This window comes from Rhizobium sp. ERR 942 (genome assembly GCF_007828395.1).
In the GTDB taxonomy this organism is placed as follows: Bacteria; Pseudomonadota; Alphaproteobacteria; order Rhizobiales; family Rhizobiaceae; genus Rhizobium; species Rhizobium dioscoreae.
The window spans coordinates 222,845-247,790 of sequence record NZ_VIUA01000005.1 but is presented as its reverse complement, the minus strand read 5'-3'; the positions used below and the strand labels follow the sequence as shown (position 1 = coordinate 247,790).

Annotated in this window: 20 protein-coding genes and 1 pseudogene; 3 read left to right on the top strand and 18 right to left on the bottom strand. The window is 60.0% G+C overall.

The genetic code is table 11. From position 1 onward, the window contains the following. Nucleotides 1-10 precede the first annotated feature (10 nt). The 3 genes from FBZ97_RS21290 to FBZ97_RS21280 all read right to left on the bottom strand — a co-directional run bounded on the left by FBZ97_RS21290 (nt 11) and on the right by FBZ97_RS21280 (nt 4,932). The gene (locus FBZ97_RS21290; protein WP_113331432.1) at nt 11-466 is read right to left on the bottom strand and encodes a GNAT family N-acetyltransferase; all 456 of its coding nucleotides are present in this window, start codon (nt 464-466) and stop codon (nt 11-13) included. 147 nt (nt 467-613) lie between these two features. Next, on the bottom strand, nt 614-4,075 hold the full coding sequence (gene pyc / locus FBZ97_RS21285; RefSeq protein ID WP_145321895.1) for a pyruvate carboxylase: 3,462 nt from the start codon (nt 4,073-4,075) through the stop codon (nt 614-616). Between the two features lie 116 nt (nt 4,076-4,191). Then, on the bottom strand, nt 4,192-4,932 hold the full coding sequence (locus tag FBZ97_RS21280; protein WP_113389770.1) for a LuxR family transcriptional regulator: 741 nt from the start codon (nt 4,930-4,932) through the stop codon (nt 4,192-4,194). A gap of 377 nt (nt 4,933-5,309) precedes the next feature. On the opposite strand from FBZ97_RS21280, the gene FBZ97_RS21275 reads away from it, so the two are divergent. Then, nucleotides 5,310-7,079 carry a glucan ABC transporter ATP-binding protein/ permease gene (locus FBZ97_RS21275; protein WP_145321893.1) on the top strand — a complete coding sequence of 590 codons (1,770 nt, stop codon included), beginning with the start codon at nt 5,310-5,312 and terminating at the stop codon, nt 7,077-7,079. Nucleotides 7,080-7,366: 287 nt separating this feature from the next. Then, on the top strand, nt 7,367-8,443 hold the full coding sequence (locus FBZ97_RS21270) for a GSU2403 family nucleotidyltransferase fold protein (protein ID WP_113389768.1): 1,077 nt from the start codon (nt 7,367-7,369) through the stop codon (nt 8,441-8,443). Nucleotides 8,444-8,572: 129 nt separating this feature from the next. Here the strand turns inward: FBZ97_RS21270 and opgC are convergent, their stop codons facing one another. From opgC to FBZ97_RS21210, 13 genes and pseudogenes are all read right to left on the bottom strand, one after another. Beyond that, the gene (opgC, locus tag FBZ97_RS21265) at nt 8,573-9,769 is read right to left on the bottom strand and encodes an OpgC domain-containing protein (protein WP_233790107.1); all 1,197 of its coding nucleotides are present in this window, start codon (nt 9,767-9,769) and stop codon (nt 8,573-8,575) included. A 108-nt stretch (nt 9,770-9,877) separates the two neighbouring features. Beyond that, nucleotides 9,878-10,474 (bottom strand): annotated as a pseudogene (locus FBZ97_RS21260) (hypothetical protein); the annotation flags it as partial. Between the two features lie 239 nt (nt 10,475-10,713). Further along, nucleotides 10,714-10,872: a hypothetical protein gene (locus FBZ97_RS34495; RefSeq protein WP_173004597.1), complete on the bottom strand. Its 159-nt coding sequence runs from the start codon at nt 10,870-10,872 to the stop codon at nt 10,714-10,716. A gap of 162 nt (nt 10,873-11,034) precedes the next feature. Then, nucleotides 11,035-11,223, bottom strand: a complete 189-nt coding sequence (locus tag FBZ97_RS21255) for a hypothetical protein (RefSeq protein ID WP_113352740.1) — start codon at nt 11,221-11,223, stop codon at nt 11,035-11,037. Nucleotides 11,224-11,383: 160 nt separating this feature from the next. Then, on the bottom strand, nt 11,384-12,133 hold the full coding sequence (locus FBZ97_RS21250) for an ABC transporter ATP-binding protein (RefSeq protein WP_112724136.1): 750 nt from the start codon (nt 12,131-12,133) through the stop codon (nt 11,384-11,386). Beyond that, the gene (locus FBZ97_RS21245) at nt 12,130-12,963 is read right to left on the bottom strand and encodes an ABC transporter ATP-binding protein (RefSeq protein WP_145321891.1); all 834 of its coding nucleotides are present in this window, start codon (nt 12,961-12,963) and stop codon (nt 12,130-12,132) included. Before FBZ97_RS21245 ends, FBZ97_RS21250 begins: the two co-directional genes overlap by 4 nt. Further along, on the bottom strand, nt 12,960-13,886 hold the full coding sequence (locus FBZ97_RS21240; RefSeq protein WP_069611510.1) for an ABC transporter permease: 927 nt from the start codon (nt 13,884-13,886) through the stop codon (nt 12,960-12,962). The genes FBZ97_RS21245 and FBZ97_RS21240 overlap by 4 nt, the downstream gene beginning before the upstream one ends. Beyond that, nucleotides 13,883-14,950 carry an ABC transporter permease gene (locus FBZ97_RS21235; protein ID WP_113352743.1) on the bottom strand — a complete coding sequence of 356 codons (1,068 nt, stop codon included), beginning with the start codon at nt 14,948-14,950 and terminating at the stop codon, nt 13,883-13,885. Before FBZ97_RS21235 ends, FBZ97_RS21240 begins: the two co-directional genes overlap by 4 nt. 21 nt (nt 14,951-14,971) lie before the next feature. Further along, the gene (locus FBZ97_RS21230) at nt 14,972-16,612 is read right to left on the bottom strand and encodes an ABC transporter substrate-binding protein (RefSeq protein ID WP_113352744.1); all 1,641 of its coding nucleotides are present in this window, start codon (nt 16,610-16,612) and stop codon (nt 14,972-14,974) included. Between the two features lie 48 nt (nt 16,613-16,660). Continuing rightward, nucleotides 16,661-17,719 carry a dipeptidase gene (locus FBZ97_RS21225; RefSeq protein ID WP_069611507.1) on the bottom strand — a complete coding sequence of 353 codons (1,059 nt, stop codon included), beginning with the start codon at nt 17,717-17,719 and terminating at the stop codon, nt 16,661-16,663. Nucleotides 17,720-17,906: 187 nt separating this feature from the next. Beyond that, nucleotides 17,907-18,932: an ABC transporter permease gene (locus FBZ97_RS21220; RefSeq protein WP_095433172.1), complete on the bottom strand. Its 1,026-nt coding sequence runs from the start codon at nt 18,930-18,932 to the stop codon at nt 17,907-17,909. Between the two features lie 32 nt (nt 18,933-18,964). After that, complete coding sequence (locus FBZ97_RS21215; protein WP_113352746.1) at nt 18,965-20,506, bottom strand: sugar ABC transporter ATP-binding protein; 1,542 nt, start codon at nt 20,504-20,506, stop codon at nt 18,965-18,967. Nucleotides 20,507-20,580: 74 nt separating this feature from the next. Next, the gene (locus FBZ97_RS21210) at nt 20,581-21,507 is read right to left on the bottom strand and encodes a sugar ABC transporter substrate-binding protein (RefSeq protein ID WP_113396414.1); all 927 of its coding nucleotides are present in this window, start codon (nt 21,505-21,507) and stop codon (nt 20,581-20,583) included. 375 nt (nt 21,508-21,882) lie between these two features. On the opposite strand from FBZ97_RS21210, the gene FBZ97_RS21205 reads away from it, so the two are divergent. Next, entirely contained in the window at nt 21,883-22,389 is a 507-nt protein-coding gene (locus FBZ97_RS21205) for a DUF1993 domain-containing protein (protein WP_145321889.1), read from the top strand. Between the two features lie 6 nt (nt 22,390-22,395). Here FBZ97_RS21205 and FBZ97_RS21200 read toward each other — a convergent pair whose 3' ends face one another. Then, nucleotides 22,396-23,964, bottom strand: a complete 1,569-nt coding sequence (locus FBZ97_RS21200) for an alkaline phosphatase family protein (RefSeq protein ID WP_145321887.1) — start codon at nt 23,962-23,964, stop codon at nt 22,396-22,398. Then, complete coding sequence (gene galE / locus FBZ97_RS21195; RefSeq protein ID WP_145321885.1) at nt 23,942-24,925, bottom strand: UDP-glucose 4-epimerase GalE; 984 nt, start codon at nt 24,923-24,925, stop codon at nt 23,942-23,944. Before galE ends, FBZ97_RS21200 begins: the two co-directional genes overlap by 23 nt. Nucleotides 24,926-24,946: the final 21 nt, after the last annotated feature.

Here is a 24,946-nt window from a genome sequence, read left to right as displayed (position 1 = left end):
CTGGCGCCGATCAGATGCGCTTGCTCATATGGACAAGGAAACCATCTTTCAGCGGCTCCTCGCGGTCGATCGCATAACCGTGTCGGAGATAGAGCTGCACATTCTCGACAAAACGCTTGTTGGTGTAAAGCCGCATGTCACTCACGCCGAGCTCGGCCGCAACCTGCTCGGCATGAACTAGCAGTTTCCTGCCGATGCCCTTTCCCTGATGTCGCGGCGAGACGGCGACGCTCTCGATCAACAGGTGATCCTCTCTCGGCACCATCTCGATCAACGCCAAAAGCTCACCATTGGCCTCCAAGAGATCGATACGATGCTTGCGCACGGCCTCGGCATAATCTGCCGTCATCGGCAGTGGTTCTCGGCCGATGAGAGGCACCCACTTACAATAGGCCTCGCGTGTCAGCGCCCGAATTGCATCGACATCGGCATCTGTCGCCGCCCGCAAGGAAAATGCTCTCGTCATGCCTCCGCCTCCTCGACCTGGCTACCATGATCCGACACGAAAGCTATGGAATTCTTCGTCGTGTTCGCACATGGAGAGCCGATCTCGGATACCCGCGACGAAAAGGCGGCCAGATTGGGCCGCCTTCGTATCTCAGCAAAGCTTGGATTATGCGCCGTAGACGACGAGCAGATCCTTGGCGTCGATCTGGTCGCCGGCGCGCACCAGCACCTCGGAGATCGTGCCATCCTTTTCGGCGTGCAGCGCCGTCTCCATCTTCATGGCCTCGATGGAAACAAGCACGTCGCCGGCCTTGATCGCCTGGCCGGGCGAGACGAAGACCGTGGAGATGACGCCCGGCATCGGCGCGCCGACATGGGCGGCATTGCCGGTCTCCGCCTTGCGGCGCACGGCACTGCCGGAAGCCCCATGGGCGCGATCCGGCACCTTGATGCGGCGCGGCTGGCCATTGAGCTCGAAGAATACCGTCACCATGCCTTTCTCGTCGGTCGCTGTCATCGCCTGGTTGACGATGACGAGCGTCTTGCCCTTTTCGATCTCGGCAAAGAGCTCATCACCTTCCTTGAGACCGTAAAAGTAGGCCGGCGTCGGCAGCACCGAGACCGGACCGTAGGTGTCGGCGGCCAGTGCGTAATCGGTGAAGACCTTCGGATACATCAGGTAGGAGGCGAATTCGAAATCGTCGACCTTGCGCTCCAGCTTGGTCTCGATGACCTTCCGCTCCGCATCGAGATCGGCCTCGGCAAGCAGGGAACCGGGACGGACGGTATAGGGTTTGTCGCCCTTCAGCGCCTTCTTCTGCAGCGCTTGCGGCCATCCGGACGGCGGCTGGCCGAGATCGCCCTTCAGCATGGAGACGACCGAATCCGGGAAGGCGATATCCTTGGCCGGGTTTTCGACATCGGCGACCGTCAGGTCCTGGCTGACCATCATCAGCGCCATGTCGCCGACGACCTTGGAGGACGGCGTCACCTTGACGATATCGCCGAACATCTGGTTCGCATCGGCATAGGCCTGCGCCACCTGGTGCCAGCGGGTCTCAAGCCCGAGCGAACGCGCCTGCTCCTTGAGGTTGGTGAATTGGCCGCCGGGCATTTCGTGCAGATAGACTTCCGAGGCCGGTCCCTTGAGATCGCTTTCGAAGGCGGCGTACTGATGGCGCACGGCTTCCCAGTAGAAGGAGATGCGGCGGATCCATTCGGGGTCGAGACCCGGATCACGCTCGGAACCCTTGAGGGCTTCGACGATCGAGCCGAGGCAGGGCTGCGAGGTATTGCCCGACAGCGCATCCATCGCGGCATCCACGGCATCGACGCCGGCATCGACGGCGGCAAGCACGGTCGCGGCGGCAATGCCCGAGGTATCATGCGTATGGAAGTGGATCGGCAGGCCTGTCGCCTCGCGTAGCGCCTTGAACAGTACCTTGGCGGCAGCCGGCTTCAGCAAGCCCGCCATATCCTTCAGCGCGATGATATGAGCGCCGGCCTTTTCCAGCTCGACGGCGAGATCGGTATAATATTTCAGGTCGTACTTCGGCCGCGCCGAATTGAGGATGTCGCCCGTGTAGCAGATCGCCGCTTCGCAGAGCTTGTTCTCCTCGGCAACCGCATCCATCGACACGCGCATGTTCTCGACCCAGTTCAAACAGTCGAAGACGCGGAAGAGATCGACGCCGCCCTTGGCCGCCTGACGGACGAAGTATTTCACGACATTGTCGGGATAATTGGTATAGCCGACGCCGTTGGCGCCACGCAGCAGCATTTGCAGCAGCAGGTTCGGTGCGCCCTCGCGGATCAGCGCCAGACGCTCCCATGGATCTTCCGTCAGGAAGCGCATGGAGACGTCGAAGGTGGCGCCGCCCCAGCATTCCAATGACAGAAGCTGCGGCAGGGCGCGCGCATAGGTGCCGGCGATGCTGGCGATGTCATAGGTGCGCATGCGGGTCGCAAGCAGCGACTGATGGCCGTCGCGCATCGTCGTGTCTGTCATCAGCACGCGCTTCTCGTTGCGCATCCACTCGGCGAATTTCTGCGGGCCGAGCTTGTCGAGCAACTGCTTGGTGCCGTCGGGGATATTGCTGTCTATATAGGGCAACACTGGCTGCGCCACCTTGGGCGAAGGTACTGGACGGCCGCGCGTTTCCGGATGGCCGTTGACCGTGACGTCGGCGAGATAGGTCAGAAGCTTCGTGGCGCGGTCCTGGCGCTTGACCTGCTGGAACAGTTCCGGCGTGGAATCGATGAAGCGCGTCGTATAGCTGTTGTCGCGGAATTTCTCGTGCGTGATGATCGCTTCGAGGAAGGTGAGATTCGTCGCGACACCGCGGATGCGGAATTCGCGCAGCGCACGGTACATGCGGGCGATCGCCTCTTGCGGGTTCGGCGCCCAGGCCGTCACCTTCACCAGCAGCGGGTCATAATAACGGGTGATGATCGCGCCGGTATAGGAGGTGCCGCCGTCGAGACGGATGCCGAAGCCGGACGCAGAACGATAGGCGGTGATGCGGCCATAATCCGGAATGAAATTGTGCTCCGGATCTTCCGTCGTCACGCGGCACTGCAGCGCATGGCCGTTGAGTCGAATGTCTTCCTGCTTCGGAACGCCCGATTCCGGCGTGCCGATGGCAAAGCCGTCGAGAATATGAATCTGCGCCTTGACGATATCGATGCCGGTGACGACTTCGGTCACCGTATGCTCGACCTGAATGCGCGGATTGACTTCGATGAAGTAGAATTTGCCGGTATCGGCATCCATCAGATATTCGACGGTGCCGGCACCGACATAATTCGTCGCCTTGGCGATCTTCAGCGAATAGGCGGCCAGTTCCTGACGCTGCGCATCGGAAAGATAGGGGGCCGGCGCACGCTCGACGACCTTCTGGTTGCGCCGCTGAACCGAACAGTCACGTTCGAACAGATGCACGACATTGCCATGCGTGTCACCGAGAATCTGGCTTTCGACATGGCGGGCACGCTCGACGAGCTTTTCGAGATAGACCTCGTCCTTGCCGAAGGCGGCCTTCGCCTCGCGCTTAGCTTCCGTCACTTCCTTGGCAAGATCGGCCTCGGAGCGGATGACGCGCATGCCGCGGCCGCCGCCGCCCCAGGAGGCCTTGAGCATGACCGGATATCCGATCTCGGCCGCCATCTTGGCGACTTCCTTCATATCGTCAGGCAAGGGATCGGTTGCCGGCACGACAGGCACGCCGACCGAGATCGCAAGATTGCGGGCGGCCACCTTGTTGCCGAGCTGGCGCATCGTATCCGCACGCGGGCCGATGAAGATGATGCCGGCGGCATCGCAGGCATCGACGAATTCCGGGCTTTCCGACAGCAGGCCGTAACCGGGATGGATGGCATCGGCGCCGGAAAGCTTGGCAACGCGGATGATCTCGTCGATCGACAGATAGCTCTCGATCGGCCCGAGATCGCGGGCAAGATGCGGACCGCGGCCGACCTGATAGCTCTCGTCGGCCTTGAAGCGATGCAGCGCGAGTTTGTCTTCCTCGGCCCAGATGGCCACCGTTTTTATGCCAAGCTCGTTGGCGGCGCGGAATACGCGGATGGCGATTTCGGAACGGTTGGCAACCAGGATCTTGGATATGGGCAATGCTGTCTCCTCACGGCATCGAAACGGGCAATGCTGCACCCGCGAAGAGAATTCTTAACTTCTTGTCACAAGAAGTTCAATTTCTCCTGCGACATCCGACATCAAAATAGTTGCCGTTACGGAATAAGTCCGTTTCTGAAAGCGATGGCAACAATGTGCTGCCGATTTCTGGCCTTCAGCTTGTCCTGGATACTGTTCATGTACCAGTCGACGGTATGATTGGAGATCGTCAGCAGCCGGCTGATCTCGATCGACGTCATGCCGTCGGCCAGATGGTTGAGCACCTCCATCTCGCGTTTGGTCAGTTTCAGATCGGCTTTCTCCTGTTCCTCGAGCAATTGCGCTTCGTCGCGCAGCTCTAGCAGCCGCCAGAAGGCCTTTCTGGCCACGGCATCGAAGAGCGAAAGCTCGGTCGGGGAAAGATCGACCGCCTCACCGCCGATCGTCATGCTGCCGAGCAGACCGCTTCGTCCGTGAATCGGAAAAATATAGCCGTCGATAAGCCCGTTGGCACGAGCATCCGCCATCATCTGCTCCATCCGGCGCCGGAGCGGGTCCGATTTGTGCGCAGCCACGGCATCCCTCCAGCGGAAGGGGCGCTGTGCCCTGGTGGCATAGCGCGCCACCGGATCGACGAGCATGTATCTCTTGCGGACATAGGTCAGCGGCCATTGATCGGGCCAGCGGCCTGCCAGCATGAAGTTGGCGATATCGACATTCGGCCTCGTCTGCCGCAGCAGACCGTAGAAATCGAATTTGTAGGAACGGAGCACAAGCTCAAGCTCGGCCACGACATCCTTTGTACGCTCGCATTCTTCGATAACCACAAGCAATTCTATTAGCGAATGGATATTCACATTTACCCCTCGGCCTCGCAGCCTGAATTATTGGCGGACGAGCATTGCCACCCTGCTCGCCTGGCCCCATAGCGCGCTTAATCGCCGGCAACATACTCAGGCCGGCGCGAAATTGAACGCCTTTGGCGATTTTTTTACCATTCAACCGTGAATGGCCGCGCTCGGCGTGACTTAATAGTAACGGATGATGTCGCGGCAGGGTCGTCCCCAAATTGTCACATTTCTGCGGCGGCCGATAGCACCTCGCTGCGACAGCACGCGTCAGGCGGGAAATTCCCTTGAAAAAACAGCTTCAGATTCCGTTAATCGCCGGTTCAGGTACCGATCTGTAGTGTCGCAGCATTCCGAGTTTTGCTGATGCAAAGAGGGTGCCTGACGTGTCACTGTTCAAAGTCTATGCAAGAGCCCTGAAGTATCTTGGCGCGTATCGCTACCGCGTTTGGATGGTGGTGGTCGCAAACATCGCGCTTGCGATGACCACCATCTATGAACCGGTCCTGTTCGGCCGTATCTTCGACGCCATTGCCAAGAAAGAAGCCGTCACGCCGACGATGATGCTGTGGGCGGGCTTCGCCGTCTTCAGTGCTGTCGCCTTCATCGTTGTGTCCCGCGAGGCCGACCGCCTTGCGCATGGCCGCCGCGCCTCCCTGCTCACCGAAGCATTCGGCCGCATCATCTCGATGCCGCTGTCCTGGCATAGCCAGCGCGGCACCGCAAGCGCGCTGAACACGCTGCTTCGCGCCTGCGAAGCGCTGTTCGGCCTGTGGCTGGAATTCATGCGCAACCACCTCACGACCGCCGTCGCGCTCGTCATCATGATCCCGACCGCCATGGCCATGGACCTGCGACTGTCCGCGGTCCTCGTCCTGCTAGGCGTCTTTTACTGGATCATCGGCCGTCTGGTCATGAACCGCACAAAGGATGGCCAGAGCTCGGTCGAGAGCCATTACAACACCGTCTTCTCGCATGTGAGTGACTCGATCAGCAACGTTTCGGTGCTGCACAGCTATAACCGCATCGAAGCTGAAACCAAGGCACTGAAGTCCTTCACCGAGCGCCTGCTGCAGGCTCAATATCCGGTGCTCGACTGGTGGGCTCTTGCCGGCGCGCTGAATCGCACGGCCTCGACTGTCGCCATGATGGCGATCCTGATGATCGGCACCGTTCTCGTGCAGGACGGCAGCCTAAGCCTCGGCGCGCTCATCACCTTCATCGCCTTCGCCAACGTGCTGATCGGCCGCCTGGAGCAGCTGCGCAACTTCGCCAACCAGATTTTCGAAGCACGCGCCAAGCTTGAAGACTTCTACACGCTGGAAGATTCGGTTCGCGACCGCGAAGAGCCGGCCGGCCTTGCCGAAATCAAGGACGTCAAGGGCGAAGTGGAGTTCCGCGACGTATCCTTCGGCTTCGCCAACTCGTCGCAGGGCCTGCACGACATCTCCTTCAAGGTGAAGGCTGGCCAGACCGTCGCCATCGTCGGCCCGACGGGCGCCGGCAAGACGACGCTCGTCAACCTGCTGCAGCGTGTCTTCGATCCGCAGAAGGGCCAGATCCTCGTCGACGGTCACGACATCACCAAGGTGACCCGCAAGTCGCTGCGCCGCTTCATCGCCACCGTCTTCCAGGATGCCGGCCTGCTGAACCGCTCGATCAGCGACAACATCCGCCTCGGCCGTGAAGGTGCGACGCAGGAGGAAATGATCCGCGCAGCCCAGGCCGCCGCCGCCAACGACTTCATCGAAACCCGCGAAGGCGGCTACGATACCCGCGTCGGCGAGCGTGGCAACAAGCTCTCGGGTGGCGAACGCCAGCGTATCGCGATCGCCCGCGCCATCCTCAAGGATGCGCCGATCCTGGTGCTCGACGAAGCGACCAGTGCGCTCGACGTCGAAACCGAAAACCGGGTCAAGACGGCGATCGACAACTTGCGCCAGAACCGCACGACCTTCATCATCGCGCATCGCCTGTCGACGGTCCGCGAGGCGGATATGGTCCTCTTCCTGGACAACGGCCGCATCATCGAGAATGGCAGCTTCAACGAGCTCAGCCAGAGCAACGGCCGCTTCGCCGCCTTGCTGCGCGCCAGCGGTATCCTGACGGACGAGGAAGTCCGCAAGGCACACACAACGGAAAGCGAAGCCGCCTGATCTTCGCAAGGGGCCCAAGATCAAAGCCGGGAGAGCGATGCTCTCCCGGCTTTTTTGCTGTTGAGGCTGTGGGCGAACGATATTTGTGAAACAAGCGCCAACCGGAGTTCTGCTCTGGTTATAATGTTTTCGCGAAGAAATTATAATTGATGCAATCGTTGACGCCGGCAAAATGAGTTATAATCTTTCTACGGAAACATTATAACTATGTCGTCGCAAGATCGCGTTCAAGGAAATGATTACCAGCTGACGACCGCGCGGACGCAACGCTTCAGAGGAATATATCGATGAAAGAAATCGATATTGTATACCGAACAATGTTCGCGGAACTCGCACAGCGCGCACTCGATGGCCAGTTCCATGCGGACTTCCCTCTGGAGGGGCGTTTCGTCACGGTTCCCGTCAAGGGCCGCGACTACTGGTATTTCGATCTCCCTACACCAAACGGCGACAAGCGACGCTATGTCGGCCCGCACAGCGACGAAGAAATCACGGCGCGGGTGAACGCCCACAAGCAGATCAAGGACAACATCAAGGAACGCCGGCGCATGGTCAGCTCCTTGCGTCGCGCTGGTCTTCCCGGTCCAGACCCATTCGCTGGAGACATCACGAAGGCCCTTGCGGACGCCGGATTGTTCCGACTGCGGGCCGTCCTGATCGGATCTGTGGCATTCGGTACCTATGCGGGCCTTCTTGGTGTTCGGCTGCCCTCGTCGGCAATGCAGACAAGTGATGCCGATTTCGCGCAGGATTTTGCAATCTCGGCAGAAGTTGGGGATAGTCTGCCACCCGTGCTGGAAGTCCTCCAGTCGGTTGATCCCAGCTTCCGAGCGATCCCGCACCAATCGGATCAGGCAAAGGTCGTCGCTTTCGTGAACGCAAAGGGCTATCGAGTAGAGTTTCTCACGAGCAACCGGGGATCTGACGAGTATTCCGGCAAACCATCGCCCATGCCCGCCCTCGGAGGCGCGTCGGCGGAAAGCCTACGATTCTTGGACTACCTGATCTACGAACCTGTCCGCACCGTGCTTCTTCATCGTGAAGGTGTAAGCGTGTTAGTTCCGGTTCCCGAGCGGTTTGCCGTCCACAAACTCATCGTAGCATCGAGACGGCTCACAGACGCGTTGGGACGCACCAAGGCAGACAAGGATCGATCTCAGGCCTCCCTGCTTTTCGAGGCCCTCGTGGAGACACGCCAAGGCGACGTCTTAGCCGATGCCTACGAAGAGGCGTGCGCGAGAGGGCCATCGTGGCAGGAAGCGATCGCCAGCAGCCTTACAAGGTTGCCTGATAGCGGAAGAAGGGCCCTTGCGAAGGCTCTCGGGGTACAGGTTGAAGATCTGGGCGATCATGTCCCGTTCTGATTTAGACGCGCTTGGGAGCTAGCTGCGCATAACACTAAGGTAAATTTTGACGGTAGGGCCTGCTTTTCTCGGCAATCGCACGAAGATCGATGCACCGAACAGCACAGGCACGCAGCGCGGCAGCAACCTTCAGTGAGGCTTTCCGAAATGCGCAGGCATCGCAGTCGGTGCGGCAGGCTTCTTCGCCGCGCGCTGGCCGGCAAGCTGAAGCCGCTTGTGCTCGAGATGATAGGCATAGAGGAACTGGGCAGCGATGCCGAAGACGACATAGATGGCGCCGACGACGGGGCTCTTGTTGGTCACGTAGAGAAGGACCTGACCAGCCATGGCGAGGATGGTGCCGGCAACGAAGATGTTCAGCGAATGCCGCCCGAGGATCGTCAGCGGGTGATTGGCCGAGCGGCGCAGGAACGCCGAAATGGCGGGGATGCTGACGATCAGATAGGCAAGCGCCAGAACATGCAGCAGCCGCGGCAGCGACAGGAAAGTCTTGTCGAAGCCGGTGACGACGGTCGGCAGACCGAGCATGGCGAGGTAGTCGCCGAGTATCCACAGCTTGTCGGTCACCCAGATGAAAGACACGAGCACATAGGCGCAGGCCAGCCCGATCAGAACCGGATGGGCAGGGATGTGCCCGCCGCGCTTGACATGCATGCTGGCGACGAAGCCGATGACGAAAAGCAGCTGCCAGGATAGCGGATTGAGGAACCAGAAGCCCTCAAGCAATGTCGTATGCGGCGCGATGTAATAGATGCCGGACACCAGCCAGACGCCAACCGAAATTGCGAGCAGAAGTAGGGGGCTTCTTGCTTCCAGCAGCATGATCAGCGGCAGCATCAGGAACAAGGCACCGTACATGGGTAGAATGTTGTTGTAGCCGATCTGGTGCCCGAGCGTCAGCAGCGCGGGAATGCCGCGCGCCGGGTCCATCAGCAGGGCAAGGATATTCACTTCGCAGAGCAAGCCCTTCTGGTGGAAAAGCCACGCGCCAGAAATGAAGAGCACCAGCGTCACGAAGGTCGTGATCATATGCGCGGTATAAAGCGTGAAGGCACGTTTGATCGCCTTCCATGCCATGTTCAGCCGATTGCCCGGAAGAAATCTCGTTCCATAGGCAAGGCCGACCGATATGCCGGAGATCAGCACAAAGGCTTCGGCACCATCGGAGAAGCCGAAATTCTTCGAAGTGAAATCCTCGAAGATCTGCCCCGGCACATGGTTGATGAAAATCATGATCAGAGCCAGGGCTCTGAGAACATCCAGTCGGGTATCCCTCTGGGAGACCGGCTTCGGCAAACTCACTCGTTGTGCCGACACCGAGCTCATATTCGCCCTCGAATTCATAAAACTCTCCTGTTCCGACACTCAAATGCAATCGGGGCCAAAGAGTTCCCCCTTTGGCCCCGATCGTCGAAGCGAAACAGTGCAGAAACGCTACTGTCCGACCGGATAGCCCTCTTCGGGATGGGCGACCGCCCTGTCATTGATAGTGACCGAGTATCCCGCCACATCGGGCGCTTTTGAGACGGAAATACGGTAATTTCCGCCCGGCAGCTCGATATCCGCCGTAAAGCCATCCCAGTTCGAGGGCAATGCCGGTTTGACGAAAAGTCGTCCGTTTTTCACGCGGATACCGAGAATGCCTTCGACAGCGACGCGATACAGCCAGCCGGCGGAGCCCGTGTACCAGGTCCAGCCGCCACGGCCCGTCAATTGTCCTTCGCCGTAGATATCAGCAGCAACCACATAGGGCTCTACACGATAGGTATCGGCCTGATCACGATCGCGTGCATGGTTGATCGGGTTCAGCATATCGAAGCAATGCCAGGCATCGTCACCGCGATCCATCTCGGCCAGCGCCATGACGACCCAGGTGGCCGCATGGGTATACTGGCCGCCATTCTCGCCCACACCAGGCGGATAGGACTTGATGTAACCCGGATCACGCGCCGACTTGGCAAAGGGCGGCGTGAACAGCCGGATGATGCGGTTTTCGTCATCCACCAGCTGGTCGAGCACGGCATTCATCGCCTTCTCGCCGCGCCATATTTTGAGATAAAGTTTACTGTTTCACACGGCACATTCCATCGGCCGAGCAAATTTTCCTTGCCCGGCGAAACTCTGCCGATGAAACGAGATCGGAAGCTGCACAAGGAGAAAAACGACCAGTCGTGATTGACCGGACCCGCAAACTTCCCGATTTTCAAGAGATGGGCCGCATCGGCCCCACATCAGCGGCGGAACAAAGCCGCCACCGGCCAAACGTCGCCTTAGACGACAAGCCCACAAACAATGGCCGCGACAAACAGGAATGCAGCCGAAAACAGTACGACATGAATCACTGTTTGAATCTTCTGCCGCGTCTTGGCGGCGCGCTTGGAACCATCGAACTGATTCACATGCGCATTCGAAATACCCAAATTCGCCATGTGTTGCCTCCGTTCGTTTCTTATATGTCTCTCAGGCCAAGCCCGGGACGGATATTCATACATTTCCTATCAATTAGGTAGAGATGAATTTCCGTCCAGAACGCGAGCCGAGAAAAATTAAACCATCTGAAGTCGAGGACCCGAAAGATCGGCAATGCCAATTCAGCAAAGAATGCGGCGGGCCCAAATCAAGCTGCGCTCGATGGCGCTGGTATCGGCCGTCTGCTCTTCGGCAGGTCCGGCCTGGCGGCGGCAGTTTTCGTCAGCAAGAGTAGCGGACCGTGCACCTTCCCGTTTCGCCGGAACCGGCGGATGAAGATAGCCCATGGTCATGCCACCCATGAAAAACATGTCTGCCTCCACTTAACGTCTGACCCCTTGTCGGGATCACGAAAGTTAACTGCCATTAACGAGATCATGACAGAATTGCGGCAGGTGTCAATAGTCTATACGATTGGTCGTGTTTACGCGCCCAGTTCGTTAACGCGCCGCTAAGGCACAAGCCGCCCGCTCAGGCGCGGACGAACCCCTTGCTGGCGACCATCAGATTGCGCGTGTAATCTTCCTTCACATCGCCGACAGCCAGTTCCTTCGCGGTCAGCCTCTCGACGACCGCGCCGTTGCGCATGACGGCCAGACGCTCGCACATATGGGTGATGACGCCGAGATCGTGGCTGACCATAACGAAGGTCAGATGGCGATCCCTGCGAACCTGCTCAAGCAGGTTGAGCACTTCGGCCTGCACCGAGGCATCGAGCGCCGAAGTCGGCTCGTCGAGCAACAGGATCGACGGCTCCACGATTAGCGCGCGCGCAATGGCGACGCGCTGGCGCTGGCCGCCGGAGAGCTGGTGCGGATAACGGAAGCGGAAGCCCTTTCCCAGGCCGACTTCATCCAGCGCCCTGGCGATCCGGGTCTCCGTGTCGCCGATCCCATGAATCGACAAAGGCTCAAGCAGCAACCGGTCGATCGTCTGGCGCGGATGCAGGGAGCCGTAGGGATCCTGAAACACCATCTGTACCTGGCGATAGAAGGTCTTGCTGCGCCTGGCGCCCTTGAGCTGTTCACCGCCGACCTGGATCGTGCCGTCGGTGACGGGCGCAAGGCCCGCAACGGCGCGCAGCAGCGTCGATTTGCCGGAGCCAGACTCGCCGACCAGACCAAAGGATTCGCCCTTGTTCACGTCGATGCCAACGGCGTCGAGCGCATAATAGCCATCATAGACCACACTGAGGCCATCAACTGCGAGTGCTGTCGTCATGCCGCCCACTCCGGCTTGCGGTCGAGCACCGGCAGCGGATGCCTGTTTTCGCCAATGACCGGCATGCAGTTCAGCAGGCCGCGCGTATAGGGATGCTGGGCATTGTTCAATTCGGAAGCTTTGAGTTCTTCCACTATCTTACCCGCATACATAACGATCACGCGGTCGCAGAAGGACGACACCAGCCGCAGGTCGTGCGAGACGAAAATCAGCCCCATGCCACGCTCGGAGACGAGCTTGTCCATGATCTTGAGGACATCGAGCTGAACGGTGACGTCGAGCGCCGAAGTCGGCTCGTCGGCAATCAGGAGCTCCGGCCCGGCGATCAGCATCATAGCGATCATGACGCGCTGGCCCATGCCGCCCGAAACCTCGTGCGGATGCAGGTCGTAGACACGGGCGGGATCGCGAATCTGTACCGCTTCCAGCATGGCAAGGGCGCGATCACGAGCCTCGGCCTTGCTCACCTTCTCATGGGTGCGCAGCGTCTCGGTGATCTGCTTACCGATGGTCATGACGGGATCGAGCGAATATTTCGGATCCTGCAGCACCATGGCGATGCGCTTGCCGCGCAATGAGCGCCGCTCTTTGGCCGAGATCGATAGCAAGTCGATACCGCTGAAATCGAGCTTGTCGGCTGTGACGATGCCGTGCGGCGGCGTCAGTCCCATGATGGCGCGGCCGGTCTGCGATTTGCCGGAACCGCTCTCGCCGACGATGCCAAGCCGCTCGCGACCCAGCGTGAAAGAGACGCCGCGCACGGCGTCGATGACGCCGGTACGGGTCGGATAGCGAACCTTAAGGTTTTCCACGGTCAGAAGTGCCGTCATTGCCCGCTCTCCTTCGGATCGAGCGCATCGCGCAGGCCGTCGCCGAGCAGGTTGAAGCCGAGGCTGACGATGAGGATCGCGATGCCGGGCATGGCCGCCACCCACCATTGATCGAGATAGTATTTGAAGCCGCTCGCGATCATGACGCCCCATTCCGGCAGCGGCGGCTGCGCGCCGAGCCCCAGGAAGCCGAGACCGGCGGCCGTCAGGATCACGCCGGCCATGTCGAGCGTCACACGGACGATCACCGAGGAGATGCAGAGCGGCATGACATGGCGGAAGATGATGCGCAGCGGCGAGGCACCCATGAGCTGCACGGCGGCGATATAGTCCGAACGCCGCACCGTCATTGTTTCAGCGCGCGCCAGCCGCGCATAGGGCGGCCAGGAGGTGATAGCAATCGCGATGACGGCATTTTCGATGCCTGCGCCGAGGGCGCCGGCGAAGGCAAGGGCCAGCACAAGCTTCGGAAAGGCAAGGAAGATATCGGTGATGCGCATCAGGATCACATCGACCCAGCCGCCCAGATAGCCTGACACCATGCCGATGATCAGCCCGATCGGCGCCGAGATGATCGCGACCAGAATGACGATGTAGAGTGTCCAGCGCGAACCGTAGATGAGGCGCGAAAGGATATCGCGGCCGAGATCGTCGGTGCCGAGAAGATAGCCCGGCGTGCCCGGTGGTTTCAGATAGGCATTCGTCAAGTCGCCGATGACGGGCGAATGCGGAGCGATGACATCGGCGAGCGCCGCCACGAGCACGAGCGCGATGATGATCGCGAGCCCGATGACGGCCAGGCGATTGGCGGAAAACTGCCGCCAGGTGACGTAGGCACGTCCCAATCTCGCCTGCCGGCGCGACTGCGGCCGGTCGGAGAGCAGCCAGTCCCTCAAGCTGGGTTGAGTGGTCTCGACAGTCATTTACGTCGGGTCCTTGGGTCGAGCGTCCGATACAGAAGATCGGAAATCAGATTGATGCCGATGAACACCGTGCCGACGACGATGGTGCCGCCGAGAACGGCATTCATGTCGGCATTGCGCAGAGAACTGGTGATATAGAAGCCGATGCCCGGCCAGGAGAAGACGATCTCGGTCAGCACGGATCCCTCGAGCAGCCCGGCATAGGAAAGCGCGATCACCGTGATCAGCGGCACGGCGGCACTGCGCAGGGCATGCCCCCAGATCACCCGCGTCTCGGAAAGGCCCTTGGCGCGGGCCGCAACGATATATTCCTGGCCTAGTTCGTTCAGCATGAAGCTGCGGGTCATGCGGCTGATATAGGCAAGCGAGAAATAGCCGAGCAGCGACGCCGGAAGGATGATGTGGCGGAACACGTCCCAGAAGACGTCCCATTGCCCCTGCATAGCGCTGTCTAGCAGGAAGAACCCGGTGACCGGCGTGAAAGTATATTCATAGGCGATGTCGATGCGGCCGGGATAGGCGACCCAGTTCAGCTTCGCATAGAAGATGACGAGCGAAACCATGGCCAGCCAGAAGACCGGCACGGAATAGCCGACGAGGCCAATCACGCGGACGATCTGGTCTATGATGCTGTTGCGGCGCACCGCGGCGAGCACACCGAATGGAACCCCGAAGATGGCGCCAATGATCGTGCCGACCGTCGCGAGCTCCATTGTCGCTGGGAAGACGCGCCTGATGTCATCCATGACCGGATTCGTCGTCAGAACCGACGTGCCGAAATCGCCGCTTAGAGCGCTGACGAGATAATAATAGAACTGCAGATAAAGCGGCTCGTCGAGATGCATCTCGCGCCGCAGACGTTCCAATATCTGCTGCGGCGCGTGATCGCCGGCGATCGCCAGCGCCGGATCGATCGGGATGACGCGCCCGATGAAGAAGGTGACGGCCAGAAGGCCGAGATAGGTGGTGACGGCGACGACGAGAAATCGCAGCAGCCCCATGAAAAAGGGAGCGGCACGGCCCTTTTTGGGCCGCACCTGCATTTTCCGTTCGACAGTGCTCAAAGACCTAGTCCTGCCGGATCATCACTTGGAGATCGGCCAGACGAAGTTGTTGTCGAAGCTCGGACCAAGCTTGAAGTCCTTCACGTCCTTGCGATAGCCGGCGACTTCCGTCTGCTGATAGAGGATGATGAAGGGGCTTGCTTCCAGGAATTTCTTCTGGATGTCCTGATACATTGCGCCGCGCTTGCTAGCATCGCCCTCGAAGAGCGCCGCCTTGGCCTGCTTCTCCAGTTCGGGAGCGGTCCAGGTGTTGCGCCACACGAGCGTCTTGTTGCTGCTGGTATCGGAATTGTCGTCGTTGGTGGTGAAGGTATCGGCGTTGGAATGGGGATCCCAATAGTCCGGGCCCCAGTTGCCGAAGTAGATATCGTGATTACGGGCACGATATTTCGTCAGCTTCTGCTTGCCGTCGCCCGGGATGATTTCCACCTTGATGCCGGCCTGGCCGAGCGTCTGCTGGATGGCGGTCGCGATACCCGTATCCGGCTCGATGCTGCGCACGTCCATGGTGATCGAGAAGCCATTGGGCAGGCCTGCCTTGGCCAGCAATTCCTTGGCCTTGGCGACGTCGAGCTTGAACGGATTCTCATCCAGCGAGCCGAGCATGCCCTTCGGTTCGAACGTCTGGTGGATCTCGCCGATGCCCTTGATCAGCGTCTTGCCGATGGCATCGTAATCGACCAGATATTTGAACGCCTGCTGCACTTCTGGCTTGGCCAGATTGGCGTTCTTCTGGTTGAGGCTCATGTAGTAGATGGTGCCCTTCGGCGCACTGGTCGAAGCAAGCTGCGGGTTCTTCTCGACGGCCTCGAGATCGGTCGGCGACAGGTTGCGGGCGATATCGATATCGCCGTTCTCCAGCGCCAGGCGCTGTGCCGAGCTTTCCTTCATGAAGCGATAGATGACGCGGTTCAGCTTCGTCTTTTCGCCATAATAGTTGTCGTTGCGCTCCAGCACGACGGCCTCGTTGGCGCGCCATTCACGCAGCTTAAACGGTCCGGAACCGGCAAAGCCGGTCTTCAGCCAGCTGTTGCCGAAGTCGTTGTCGTACTTATAGTCGGCGGTCGGTGTTGCCGGCTTCACATGCTGCAGGACCAGTTTCTTGTCGACCACTTCGGCGACGGTCGCCGTCAGGCAGTTCAACACGAAGCTCGGCGCATAGGGCTTGTCGACGGTGAAGGTGAAGGTGTTCGCATCGGTTGCCTTAGCCTTCTCTGTTACGTTGTCGCCGGTCAGGCCGAATTGGGTAAGAATGAAGGCCGGGCTCTTGTTGAGCTTGACGACGCGCTCGAAGGACCATGCAACGTCTTCGGCGGTGATCGGATTGCCGGACGCAAACTTCAGGCCGGGCTTCAGCTTGAACGTATAGGTCAGGTGATCGTCGGAGACCGACCAGCTCTCTGCAAGGTCACCCTTGATCTTGGACGTATCGTTAATGTCGAGACGGACGAGCAGGCTATAGGTGTTGCCGGTGATTTCGGCAGCCGACAGCTCATAGGCTTCGGCCGGATCCATGCTGAGAATATCGTCGAAAGCAAAACCCTCGACCAGCGTGTCCTTGGGCGTGGCGGCATATGCATTCGGCGCCGCCATCAGCAGAAGCGAGAGAGCCGCGCCGGCAGACAGTGCGCGCAAACCGCGGTTCATCTTGGTCATCATCATTGTTTTCATTCCCCTCTTAACAAACTTTACGCAATATCGGCACGCACTTCACCGGCTACCTTCCTTCCAGGCGGACGCCAGGACCCGAAGCCAGTTCTCCCTGCACAGCTTTACAAGATCGGCCTCACCATAACCAGCGTTGCGAAGGGCTTCAATCAGCTTCTGGTTGCCTGCCGCATCAGCAATTTCAGCCGGAATCGTCGCACCGTCGAAGTCCGATCCGAGGCCGACGCAATCGATGCCGAGACGCCCGACGAGATGATCGACATGCCGAACCATCGCCTCGATCGGCGTGTCGGCATCCGAGCGCGCGTCGTCGCGCAGCATCGCGGTCGCATAGTTGAGGCCGACGATGCCGCGGCTCTCCTTGATGGCGTCGAGCTGCTTGTCGGTGAGGTTGCGCGCGACCGGCGTCAGCGCATGCGCATTGGAGTGGCTTGCAACCAGCGGCTGGTCCGATGTCTTCGCCACATCCCAGAAACCCTTTTCGGTTATATGGGCGAGATCGACGAGGATGCCGAGCTGGTTGCAGGCGCGCACCAGCGCGAAACCAGCCTCGGTGAGGCCAGGTCCGGTATCCGGCGAACTCGGATAGGCGAAAGGCACGCCATGGGCGAAGACATTGTTGCGGCTCCAGACGGGGCCGAGCGAGCGCAGACCGGCGGCATAGAAGGTTTCGAGCGCGACGAGATCGGCATCGATCGCCTCGCAGCCTTCCATGTGCATAACAGCAGCGAAAATGCCTTTCTCCATGCAGTCGCGGATGTCGGCCGTGGACCGGCAGAGCTTCCAGGCGCCGGCGCGGTCGAGTCTCAGCGCGATCGCGGCCATGTCCAGCGCGATGTCGAGAGAGGGCGCGCGCTCCAGCGGAGCCGCCAAAGGCGTGGCATAATGGCCATTGCTATCAGGATCGGCGAAAACGAGATCGCCCGAGGGAATATAGATGGCGCACAGCCCCCCGGCCAAACCGCCGGCCTTGGCCCGCGGAGCATCGATGTGACCGCTCGACGTCCCGTCCCGGAATTCGGCGATCGGGTCGGCGCCGTCGCGCGCGTGATGCCAGAGCCTCAGGAGAACGTCGTTATGACCATCGAATACGGCTTGCATTGTCTATCCCGGATGAAGCGCTCGAGTGAGCGAATGGAAAGCGGCCAGAATAGAAAAGCTGACAGGATTCGCCATACCCAAATGAAAAAAATTTGCATTTGCATGGAATGGCATCGTCAAATGGAAAAGGCGGGGTAAAAACCCCGCCTTGAGAGCATGTTAGAACGCTGACGATGTGTCGGGCATTTCAGCGCTTGGCCCGCTTCTTCTGGCGGTAGACGTCGATGGCAACAGCCGCGACGATGATGAAGCCCTTGGCGATTTCCTGGTAATAGGCATCGACATTGAGGAAGGTGAAGCCGGAGATCATGACACCGAGGATAACGGTGCCGATCACCGTGCCGGCGATGCGACCGACGCCGCCGGTCAGTGACGTACCGCCGATGACGGCCGCCGCGATCGCGTCCAGCTCGTAGTTCACACCCATGCCGGCCTGCGCCGTCTGCACGCGGGCGGCCGTGATGATGCCGGCAAGGCCGGCCAGAAGCCCGGCAATCGCATAGACCTTGACCAGATGCGCCTCGACATTGATGCCCGATACGCGCGCGGCCTGCACATTGGCGCCGATCGCATAGGTGAACTTGCCATAGCGCGTGTAGCGCAGCACGACATGGAAGAGGACCGCGATGATGAGGAAGACGACGACCGGCCAAATTCCCGACCCGATGAAATTGAACTGGTCGGTCAGGCCTGAGATCGGCTGGCCCTTGGTATAAAGCTTCGACAGGCCGCGGGCCGAAACCATCATGCCGAGCGTCGCGATGAAGGGCGGGATCTTCGTTTTCGTGATCAGCTGACCGTTGATGTAGCCGGCAAGCAGGCCGATCAGCAGGCCGATGCCGATCGGCACGAAGAAGGGCATGTCGGTCAGTGCGGGATAGACGGCCCTTGCCCATGTCGATGACTGGGCAAAGCTTGCGGCGACCATGGCCGTCAGGCCGACGACGGAGCCGGACGAGAGGTCGATACCGCCTGTGATGATGACCTGCGTCACGCCGACCGAGATGATGCCGATGACCGAGACCTGCAGGATCATGATCTTCAGGCGCTGCAGGTTCATCAGGAAGCTCTGGCCGACGAAGATCCAGCCGAGGATCTCGCACAGGAGCGCGATGCCGATCAGCACCAGGAAGATGCCGAGTTCGGGCGGCACGCGGCGACGTCTTGGCCGTGTGACCGCCGGGGCGGTCGCCTCTGCAACTTTGCTAACCATGGTTCAATCCTCCCTTGCGATGATTGGCGGCGTCACTGCGCGGCCAGCTCCATCACCTTCACTTGAGTTGCGTCCGCACGATCCAGGAATCCCGTGACCCGTCCTTCATGCATGACCATGATGCGGTCGCTCATGCCAAGCACCTCGGGCATTTCCGACGAGATCATGATGACGGCGACGCCGTTGCGCGCCATCTCGGTAACGAGACGATGGATCTCGGCCTTGGCGCCGACATCGATGCCACGCGTCGGCTCGTCCAGGATCAGAATGCGGGGATTGGTGAGCATCCACCGGCCGATCAGGGCCTTTTGCTGATTGCCGCCCGATAGATTTTCGATGCGCTCGTCGAGGTTCGGCGTCTTGACGCGCAGCTTGCGTGCCATCTCCTCGCAGGCCTCTTCGATCGCGCCCTCCTGCACGAAGCCGCCGCGCACGAACTTGTCGTGCAGCACGGCCACCTGCATGTTCTCGAGCACGCTCAAGATGAGAAGACAGCCCGTATCCTTGCGGTCCTCCGTCAGGAAGGCCATGCCGTGGCGGATAGCAGCCGCCGGCGAGGATATCTCGGCCTTCTTGCCAAAAAGCTCGATCGTGCCGGAGGTAGCAGGCGTCACGCCGAAGATGGTCTCGGCAACATTCGACCGACCCGATCCGACAAGCCCGGCCACGCCGAGGATCTCGCCGGCCCTGACGTCGAAGGACACATTGGAGAAGACGCCGTCGAGGCTCAAATCCTTGACCGACAGCACGGTCTCGCCGATCGGCACTTCCTCCTTCGGGAACATCTGCGTGATCTCGCGGCCGACCATCATGCGGATGATATCGTCGCGCGTCACATCGGTGGAGGCATGCGTGCCGATATATTTGCCGTCGCGGAACACCGAAAACTCGTCGGCGATCTCGAACAGCTCGTTCATCTTGTGGGTGATGTAGACGATGCCGATGCCCTGGGCGCGCAGGTCGCGGATAATCTGGAATAGATGCGCCACCTCGCGCTCGGTGAGCGCCGAGGTCGGCTCATCCATGATCAGCACGTCGGAATTATAGGAGACCGCCTTGGCGATTTCGACCATCTGGCGGCTGGCGACAGAAAGCTCGCGCACCTGGATTTCAGGATCGATGGAAATGTTGAGGCGCTGGAAGAGCTCCTCGGTCTTGCGGCTCATCTCCGCATGGTCGACGAGGCCAAAACGGTTCTTCGGCTCGCGGCGGATCCATATATTCTCCGAAACCGTCATGAATGGCATCAGGTTCAATTCCTGATGAATCATGGCGATACCGTTTTCCAGTGCGTCGAGCGGTGACTTCAGCCGGATTTCGACACCCTTGAGGCGTACCTCGCCCTGATCGGGGATATAGATACCGGCAAGGATCTTCATCAGCGTCGACTTGCCCGCGCCGTTTTCGCCCATCAGCGCATGCACCGTTCCACGCTTCAGGCGGAAGGAAACGTCATCGAGGGCGAGCACGCCGGGAAATTCCTTGCGGATGCCTTCGGCGCTCAACAGATAGGCGGCATTGGGAACAACGCCGCTGGCGCGCACCGCCGCCATGGTGGATGGGCTCACAACCATTTTTCCCTCCCGGGCAGATCGGATTACAAAGGATACGGGCTTTTTAAGCCCGTATCCGTCGATCACTCTCGTCCTCAGTTCTTCTTGACGAAGTCCTTGACGTTAGCCGGCGTGACGAGCTGGAAGGGGATATAGACCTTCTTCTCGACCTTATCGCCCTTGGCAAGCTTGAGTGCGGCATCGACTGCACCCTTGCCCTGGCCGGCGGCATCCTGGAACACGGTGACCTTCAGGTCGCCAGCCTGCATGGCGGCAAGCGCGTCCTGCGTGGCGTCGACGCCCGCAACGACGATCTTGTCCAGCGACTTGCCGGAAGCTTTTAGTGCCTGGATAGCGCCGATCGCCATTTCATCATTGTTGGAGATGACGGCATCGAATTCGATGCCGCTGGAGAGCCAGTTGGTCATCAGGTCGGCACCCTGGGTGCGCTGCCAGTTGGCGGTCTGCTCCTGAACGATCTTAATGCCCTTGCACTCGTCGGTCGCCACGACATCATGGACGTCCTTGGTGCGCATGCGGGCAGCCTGGTTGGAAAGCTCGCCCATCATGATGACAGCCTTACCCTTCCCGCCCAGCAGCCGGCAGACTTCCTTGGCTTCCAGCGTACCGGATTCCTGCTCGTTCGAGGCGACGAAAGCCTGTTTGTCCGGAAGGCTGTCGACGTTTGCCGGCTCGCGGTTGACGTAGACGAGCGGGATCTTTGCGTCGGCGGCGAGCTTGGAAATCGCAGCCGTCGCGTCGGTATCGACCGGATTCACGATGATGGCATCGACCTTACTGGCGATGAAGTTCTGGATCTGGCTCTGCTGCTTGGCGATGTCGTTCTGGGCGTCTTCGACCTGCAGGGTCACGCCCTTGTCCTTGGCGTAGTCCTGCATGCCGTTGCGCAGAACGGTCAGGAAGTTGTCGTCGAAGAGCGCCATCGAAACGCCGATGGTTTGGGCGTGGGCAGCGGTCGACAGCAGAAGAGCCATCGCGGAGCCAAGGATAAATTTCTTCATGTTTTCCTCCCAGATAAGGTGCCCGGCCACACCCCTCCTAAATGCCGGAGCCCCCAGTTTCGACTGCGGGGCCTCTAGTCAATTCAGCCACCACTCCCATGGCGGCCACATCGAAAAAACGGAACAAACAAACCGTAAAATTCTCTATCCGGAATATTCATTCCATTTTTCAAGGGAAAGGTCAACAGCAAATTCTGGTCCTCGAAACGGGACCTCACGACGACGAGTTTTCTCGTGTCCGCTGGTGCAAGAATAGGCGGTCAAACCCTACATATCAGCGCCGATACCGTGGAACGATTATTCCATCGACATGGAAACGGAATAGAATGTCGGCAAACCCACCGGCCGCGCCGCGGCCCGCAATGGAGAAAACGCATGCCCTCGATGTACAGTTTCTCAGTCCCCATCTTTCAACGCGGCCTGCAAAACCTTTCGGCCTATCTCGACAAGATCGAAGCCTATGCCACGGAGAAAGGCATTGCGGCGGAGGAACTCGTTTCCGCGCGCCTGATCGACGACATGCTGCCGCTCTCCGGCCAGTACCAGCGCGCCTCGGATACAGCGAAGCTCGCCATTTCCCGTCTCGCCGGGATCGATGCGCCGCGTTTCGAAGATAACGAGACGACCGTCGCAGACTTGCGGGAGCGTCTGAAGAAGACGCAGGATTTTTTGGCGACGATCACGCCGGCCACCATGGAAGGCAGCGAAACGCGGGAAGTGACGATCACGCCGGGAGGCAACAAGATCACCTTCAAGGGCGAAGATTACCTGGCGAAATTCGCGCTGCCGAACTTCTTCTTCCACGTCACCACGGCGCACGACATCCTGCGCAGCCGCGGCCTGGCGGTGGGCAAGATGAATTATCTCGGCGCATTCGGCTAAGGTGATTCAGGGCCGGAGCGAGACCGGCCCTTTTTCCGTCAGTTCCGTATAGGCGAGCGTCTGGTCGAGATGCTCCGCCCGTAGGCAGAGCAGCTTTTCGGCATAGGCGAGCCTGATCGCCATATAGGCGCCGTCTTCGGCGACATTGGACAGCTCGGCCGGATCCTTCGCCAAATCGAAGAGCAGCGGCGGCAGCCCGGCGCAATGGACATATTTGAAGCGCTCGTCGCGAACGACCGCCAGATTGCAGGCATTGGACCGCAAGCTGAAGTGCCGCTCGGGAATGCCTTCGGCAATATCGCGGAAATCGAACTCCCAGAAGGCCGCGTCGCGCCAGTTTTCCGGCTCGGACCCTGCGAGGAACGGCAGCAGGCTGTCGCCATCGACATGATTTGCAGGTTCGATGCAGAGCCGGTCGCAGAGGCTTGGGAAAATATCCGCAGCACTGGTGAAACGCTCCACCTGCCGACCGTATGTGGCGCGCTGACCGGGATCGCGAATGACGAGCGGCACATGATAGCTGCCTTCGAAGAAGCCACCCTTGCCGAGCATCCAGTGGTCGCCCATCATCTCGGCATGGTCCGATGTGAAGACGATGACGGTATCGTCCCAGGCGCCGGCATCCTTCAATGCCTTCCAGATCCGGCCGAGCTGCGCGTCGACCTCGGCAATCATGCCGTAGTAAATCGCCCGGATGGCCGCAAAATCCTCGGACGTCCATTCGGCGATGGAGCCTTTGCCGCCATGTATGAAACTTCCCTTGTCGATCAGCGGCAGGCTGAAGGCGAGCAGCGGATGCGAGGCCATCTCCGTCTCGCGATCGGCGGCGCGCGCAAAGGTCGGGCCGTCGGCGGGCGAAAACATACGGTTATAAGGCTCCGGCACCGAGAAAGGCGGATGCGGCCTTAGGAAGGAAACATGCGCGAACCAGGGCTGATCCTGTTCGCCGAGCCAGCGGATGAATTCGCCCGCCAGAAAGGCCGTCTGCGTCTCCTCCTTGGAATAGGCGGGTGCGTTGCTGGAAATCTCGCCGGGTTCGGCGCCGACGGGAATATGGATATCCCGGCTGACGGCATCGGCATGGCCGCGCGACCGCAGCCAGGAAAGCCATTGTTTCTCGTGCTCGGGCAAAAGCTGCCGCGGCGTGAAGCCGGGCAGTACTCCCTCATAGGTCGTCAGATGCGGATCGTGGGGATCGCGGCTGCGCGGATCGGGCGCCGTGTCGGTATAGCCGAACAGCGTCGGGTCATAGCCGGCCCGCCGCGCCGCGAGCGCGACATTGTCGAAACGGCCATCCAGCGGCGAACCATTGCGGCAAACACGATGGTTCATCTGGTAAAGACCGGTATAGAGCGTCGCGCGCGCCGGCGAACAGGGGGCCGTTCCGGCATAGTGCCGCCGGAAGAGCACGCCTTCCCGCGCGAGCGCATCGACATTCGGCGTCTTCACGCATTGATGCCCGACGGCGGAGAGACAATCTCCCCGCCACTGGTCGGCTGAAATCAGCAGGACGTTCGGGCGTTTGCCCCCAACACCAGCGACAGAACGCCGTTTAGTGCTGGTTGGATTTGGCATGCCAATTCCAGGCGGATTGGATGATCTCGGTCAGATCATATTGCGGCGACCAGCCGAGAATATCACGAGCCTTGTCGTTATTGGCGACCAGCGTCGTCGAATCGCCCTCGCGGCGGCCAACATACTCGACCGGAAATGGCCGGTTCGACACGGTCTCGATGGTTCCGAGCAATTCCTTCACCGTCGTTCCCGTGCCGGTACCAAGGTTGAGCGCGACGGAATCGCCGCCATCAAGCAAATATTGCACGGCGCGCACATGGGCGTCGGCGAGATCGAGCACATGGATGTAATCGCGCACGCAGGTGCCATCGCGCGTGTCATAATCGTTGCCGAACACCTTAAAGCCCTGCCGGCGGCCAAGGGCAGCATCGATGGCGAGCGGGATCGCATGGGTTTCCGGCGTATGCCATTCGCCGATGCGCCCCTCGAAATCAGCACCGGCAGCATTGAAATAGCGCAGAATGACGGAGCGCAGCCCCTTGTACTGGTCGTAATCGGCCAGCGCCTGCTCGACGATATATTTCGTGCGGCCGTAGGGATTGATCGGCACTTGCTGGTGGTTCTCGTCCAGCGGCACGCTCTGCGGCAGACCGTATGTTGCGCAGGTCGAGGAGAAGACGAAAGCCTTCACACCGGCCGCCTGCGCTGCGGACAGCAGCGTCAGCGTGCCGATGACATTGTTTTCGTAGAAGGCGACGGGATCCTTGACCGATTCGCCGACCTCGATCAGTGCGGCGAAATGCAGGATAGCGGCAGGCTTGTGCTTGGCCAGCACCTCGTCGAGGCGCGCCCGATCGCGGATATCGCCTTCCTCGGCCGGACCCCATTTGACGAATTCGCGATGCCCATTGGAGAAATTGTCGTAGACGACGGGTTTGAACCCCTTATTCGCCAGATCCAGACAAGTGTGCGAACCGATATATCCGGCTCCGCCGACCACAAGCACCGTTTCTCCTGCCATAAACCATCCCTTCTTAACTCA

What these genes read in the sequence shown, in the direction of transcription:
- FBZ97_RS21270 (WP_113389768.1), top strand. Translation starts at nt 7,367, where the DNA reads ATGAAAGAAATCGATATTGTATACCGAACAATGTTCGCGGAACTCGCA.
- FBZ97_RS21200 (WP_145321887.1), bottom strand. Translation starts at nt 23,964, where the DNA reads ATGCCAAATCCAACCAGCACTAAACGGCGTTCTGTCGCTGGTGTTGGG.
- FBZ97_RS21290 (WP_113331432.1), bottom strand. Translation starts at nt 466, where the DNA reads ATGACGAGAGCATTTTCCTTGCGGGCGGCGACAGATGCCGATGTCGAT.
- opgC (WP_233790107.1), bottom strand. Translation starts at nt 9,769, where the DNA reads ATGAGCTCGGTGTCGGCACAACGAGTGAGTTTGCCGAAGCCGGTCTCC.
- FBZ97_RS21220 (WP_095433172.1), bottom strand. Translation starts at nt 18,932, where the DNA reads ATGGTTAGCAAAGTTGCAGAGGCGACCGCCCCGGCGGTCACACGGCCA.
- FBZ97_RS21225 (WP_069611507.1), bottom strand. Translation starts at nt 17,719, where the DNA reads ATGCAAGCCGTATTCGATGGTCATAACGACGTTCTCCTGAGGCTCTGG.
- FBZ97_RS34495 (WP_173004597.1), bottom strand. Translation starts at nt 10,872, where the DNA reads ATGGCGAATTTGGGTATTTCGAATGCGCATGTGAATCAGTTCGATGGT.
- FBZ97_RS21245 (WP_145321891.1), bottom strand. Translation starts at nt 12,963, where the DNA reads ATGACGGCACTTCTGACCGTGGAAAACCTTAAGGTTCGCTATCCGACC.
- FBZ97_RS21215 (WP_113352746.1), bottom strand. Translation starts at nt 20,506, where the DNA reads ATGGTTGTGAGCCCATCCACCATGGCGGCGGTGCGCGCCAGCGGCGTT.
- FBZ97_RS21205 (WP_145321889.1), top strand. Translation starts at nt 21,883, where the DNA reads ATGCCCTCGATGTACAGTTTCTCAGTCCCCATCTTTCAACGCGGCCTG.
- galE (WP_145321885.1), bottom strand. Translation starts at nt 24,925, where the DNA reads ATGGCAGGAGAAACGGTGCTTGTGGTCGGCGGAGCCGGATATATCGGT.
- FBZ97_RS21230 (WP_113352744.1), bottom strand. Translation starts at nt 16,612, where the DNA reads ATGATGATGACCAAGATGAACCGCGGTTTGCGCGCACTGTCTGCCGGC.
- FBZ97_RS21210 (WP_113396414.1), bottom strand. Translation starts at nt 21,507, where the DNA reads ATGAAGAAATTTATCCTTGGCTCCGCGATGGCTCTTCTGCTGTCGACC.
- FBZ97_RS21240 (WP_069611510.1), bottom strand. Translation starts at nt 13,886, where the DNA reads ATGACTGTCGAGACCACTCAACCCAGCTTGAGGGACTGGCTGCTCTCC.
- FBZ97_RS21255 (WP_113352740.1), bottom strand. Translation starts at nt 11,223, where the DNA reads ATGTTTTTCATGGGTGGCATGACCATGGGCTATCTTCATCCGCCGGTT.
- FBZ97_RS21250 (WP_112724136.1), bottom strand. Translation starts at nt 12,133, where the DNA reads ATGACGACAGCACTCGCAGTTGATGGCCTCAGTGTGGTCTATGATGGC.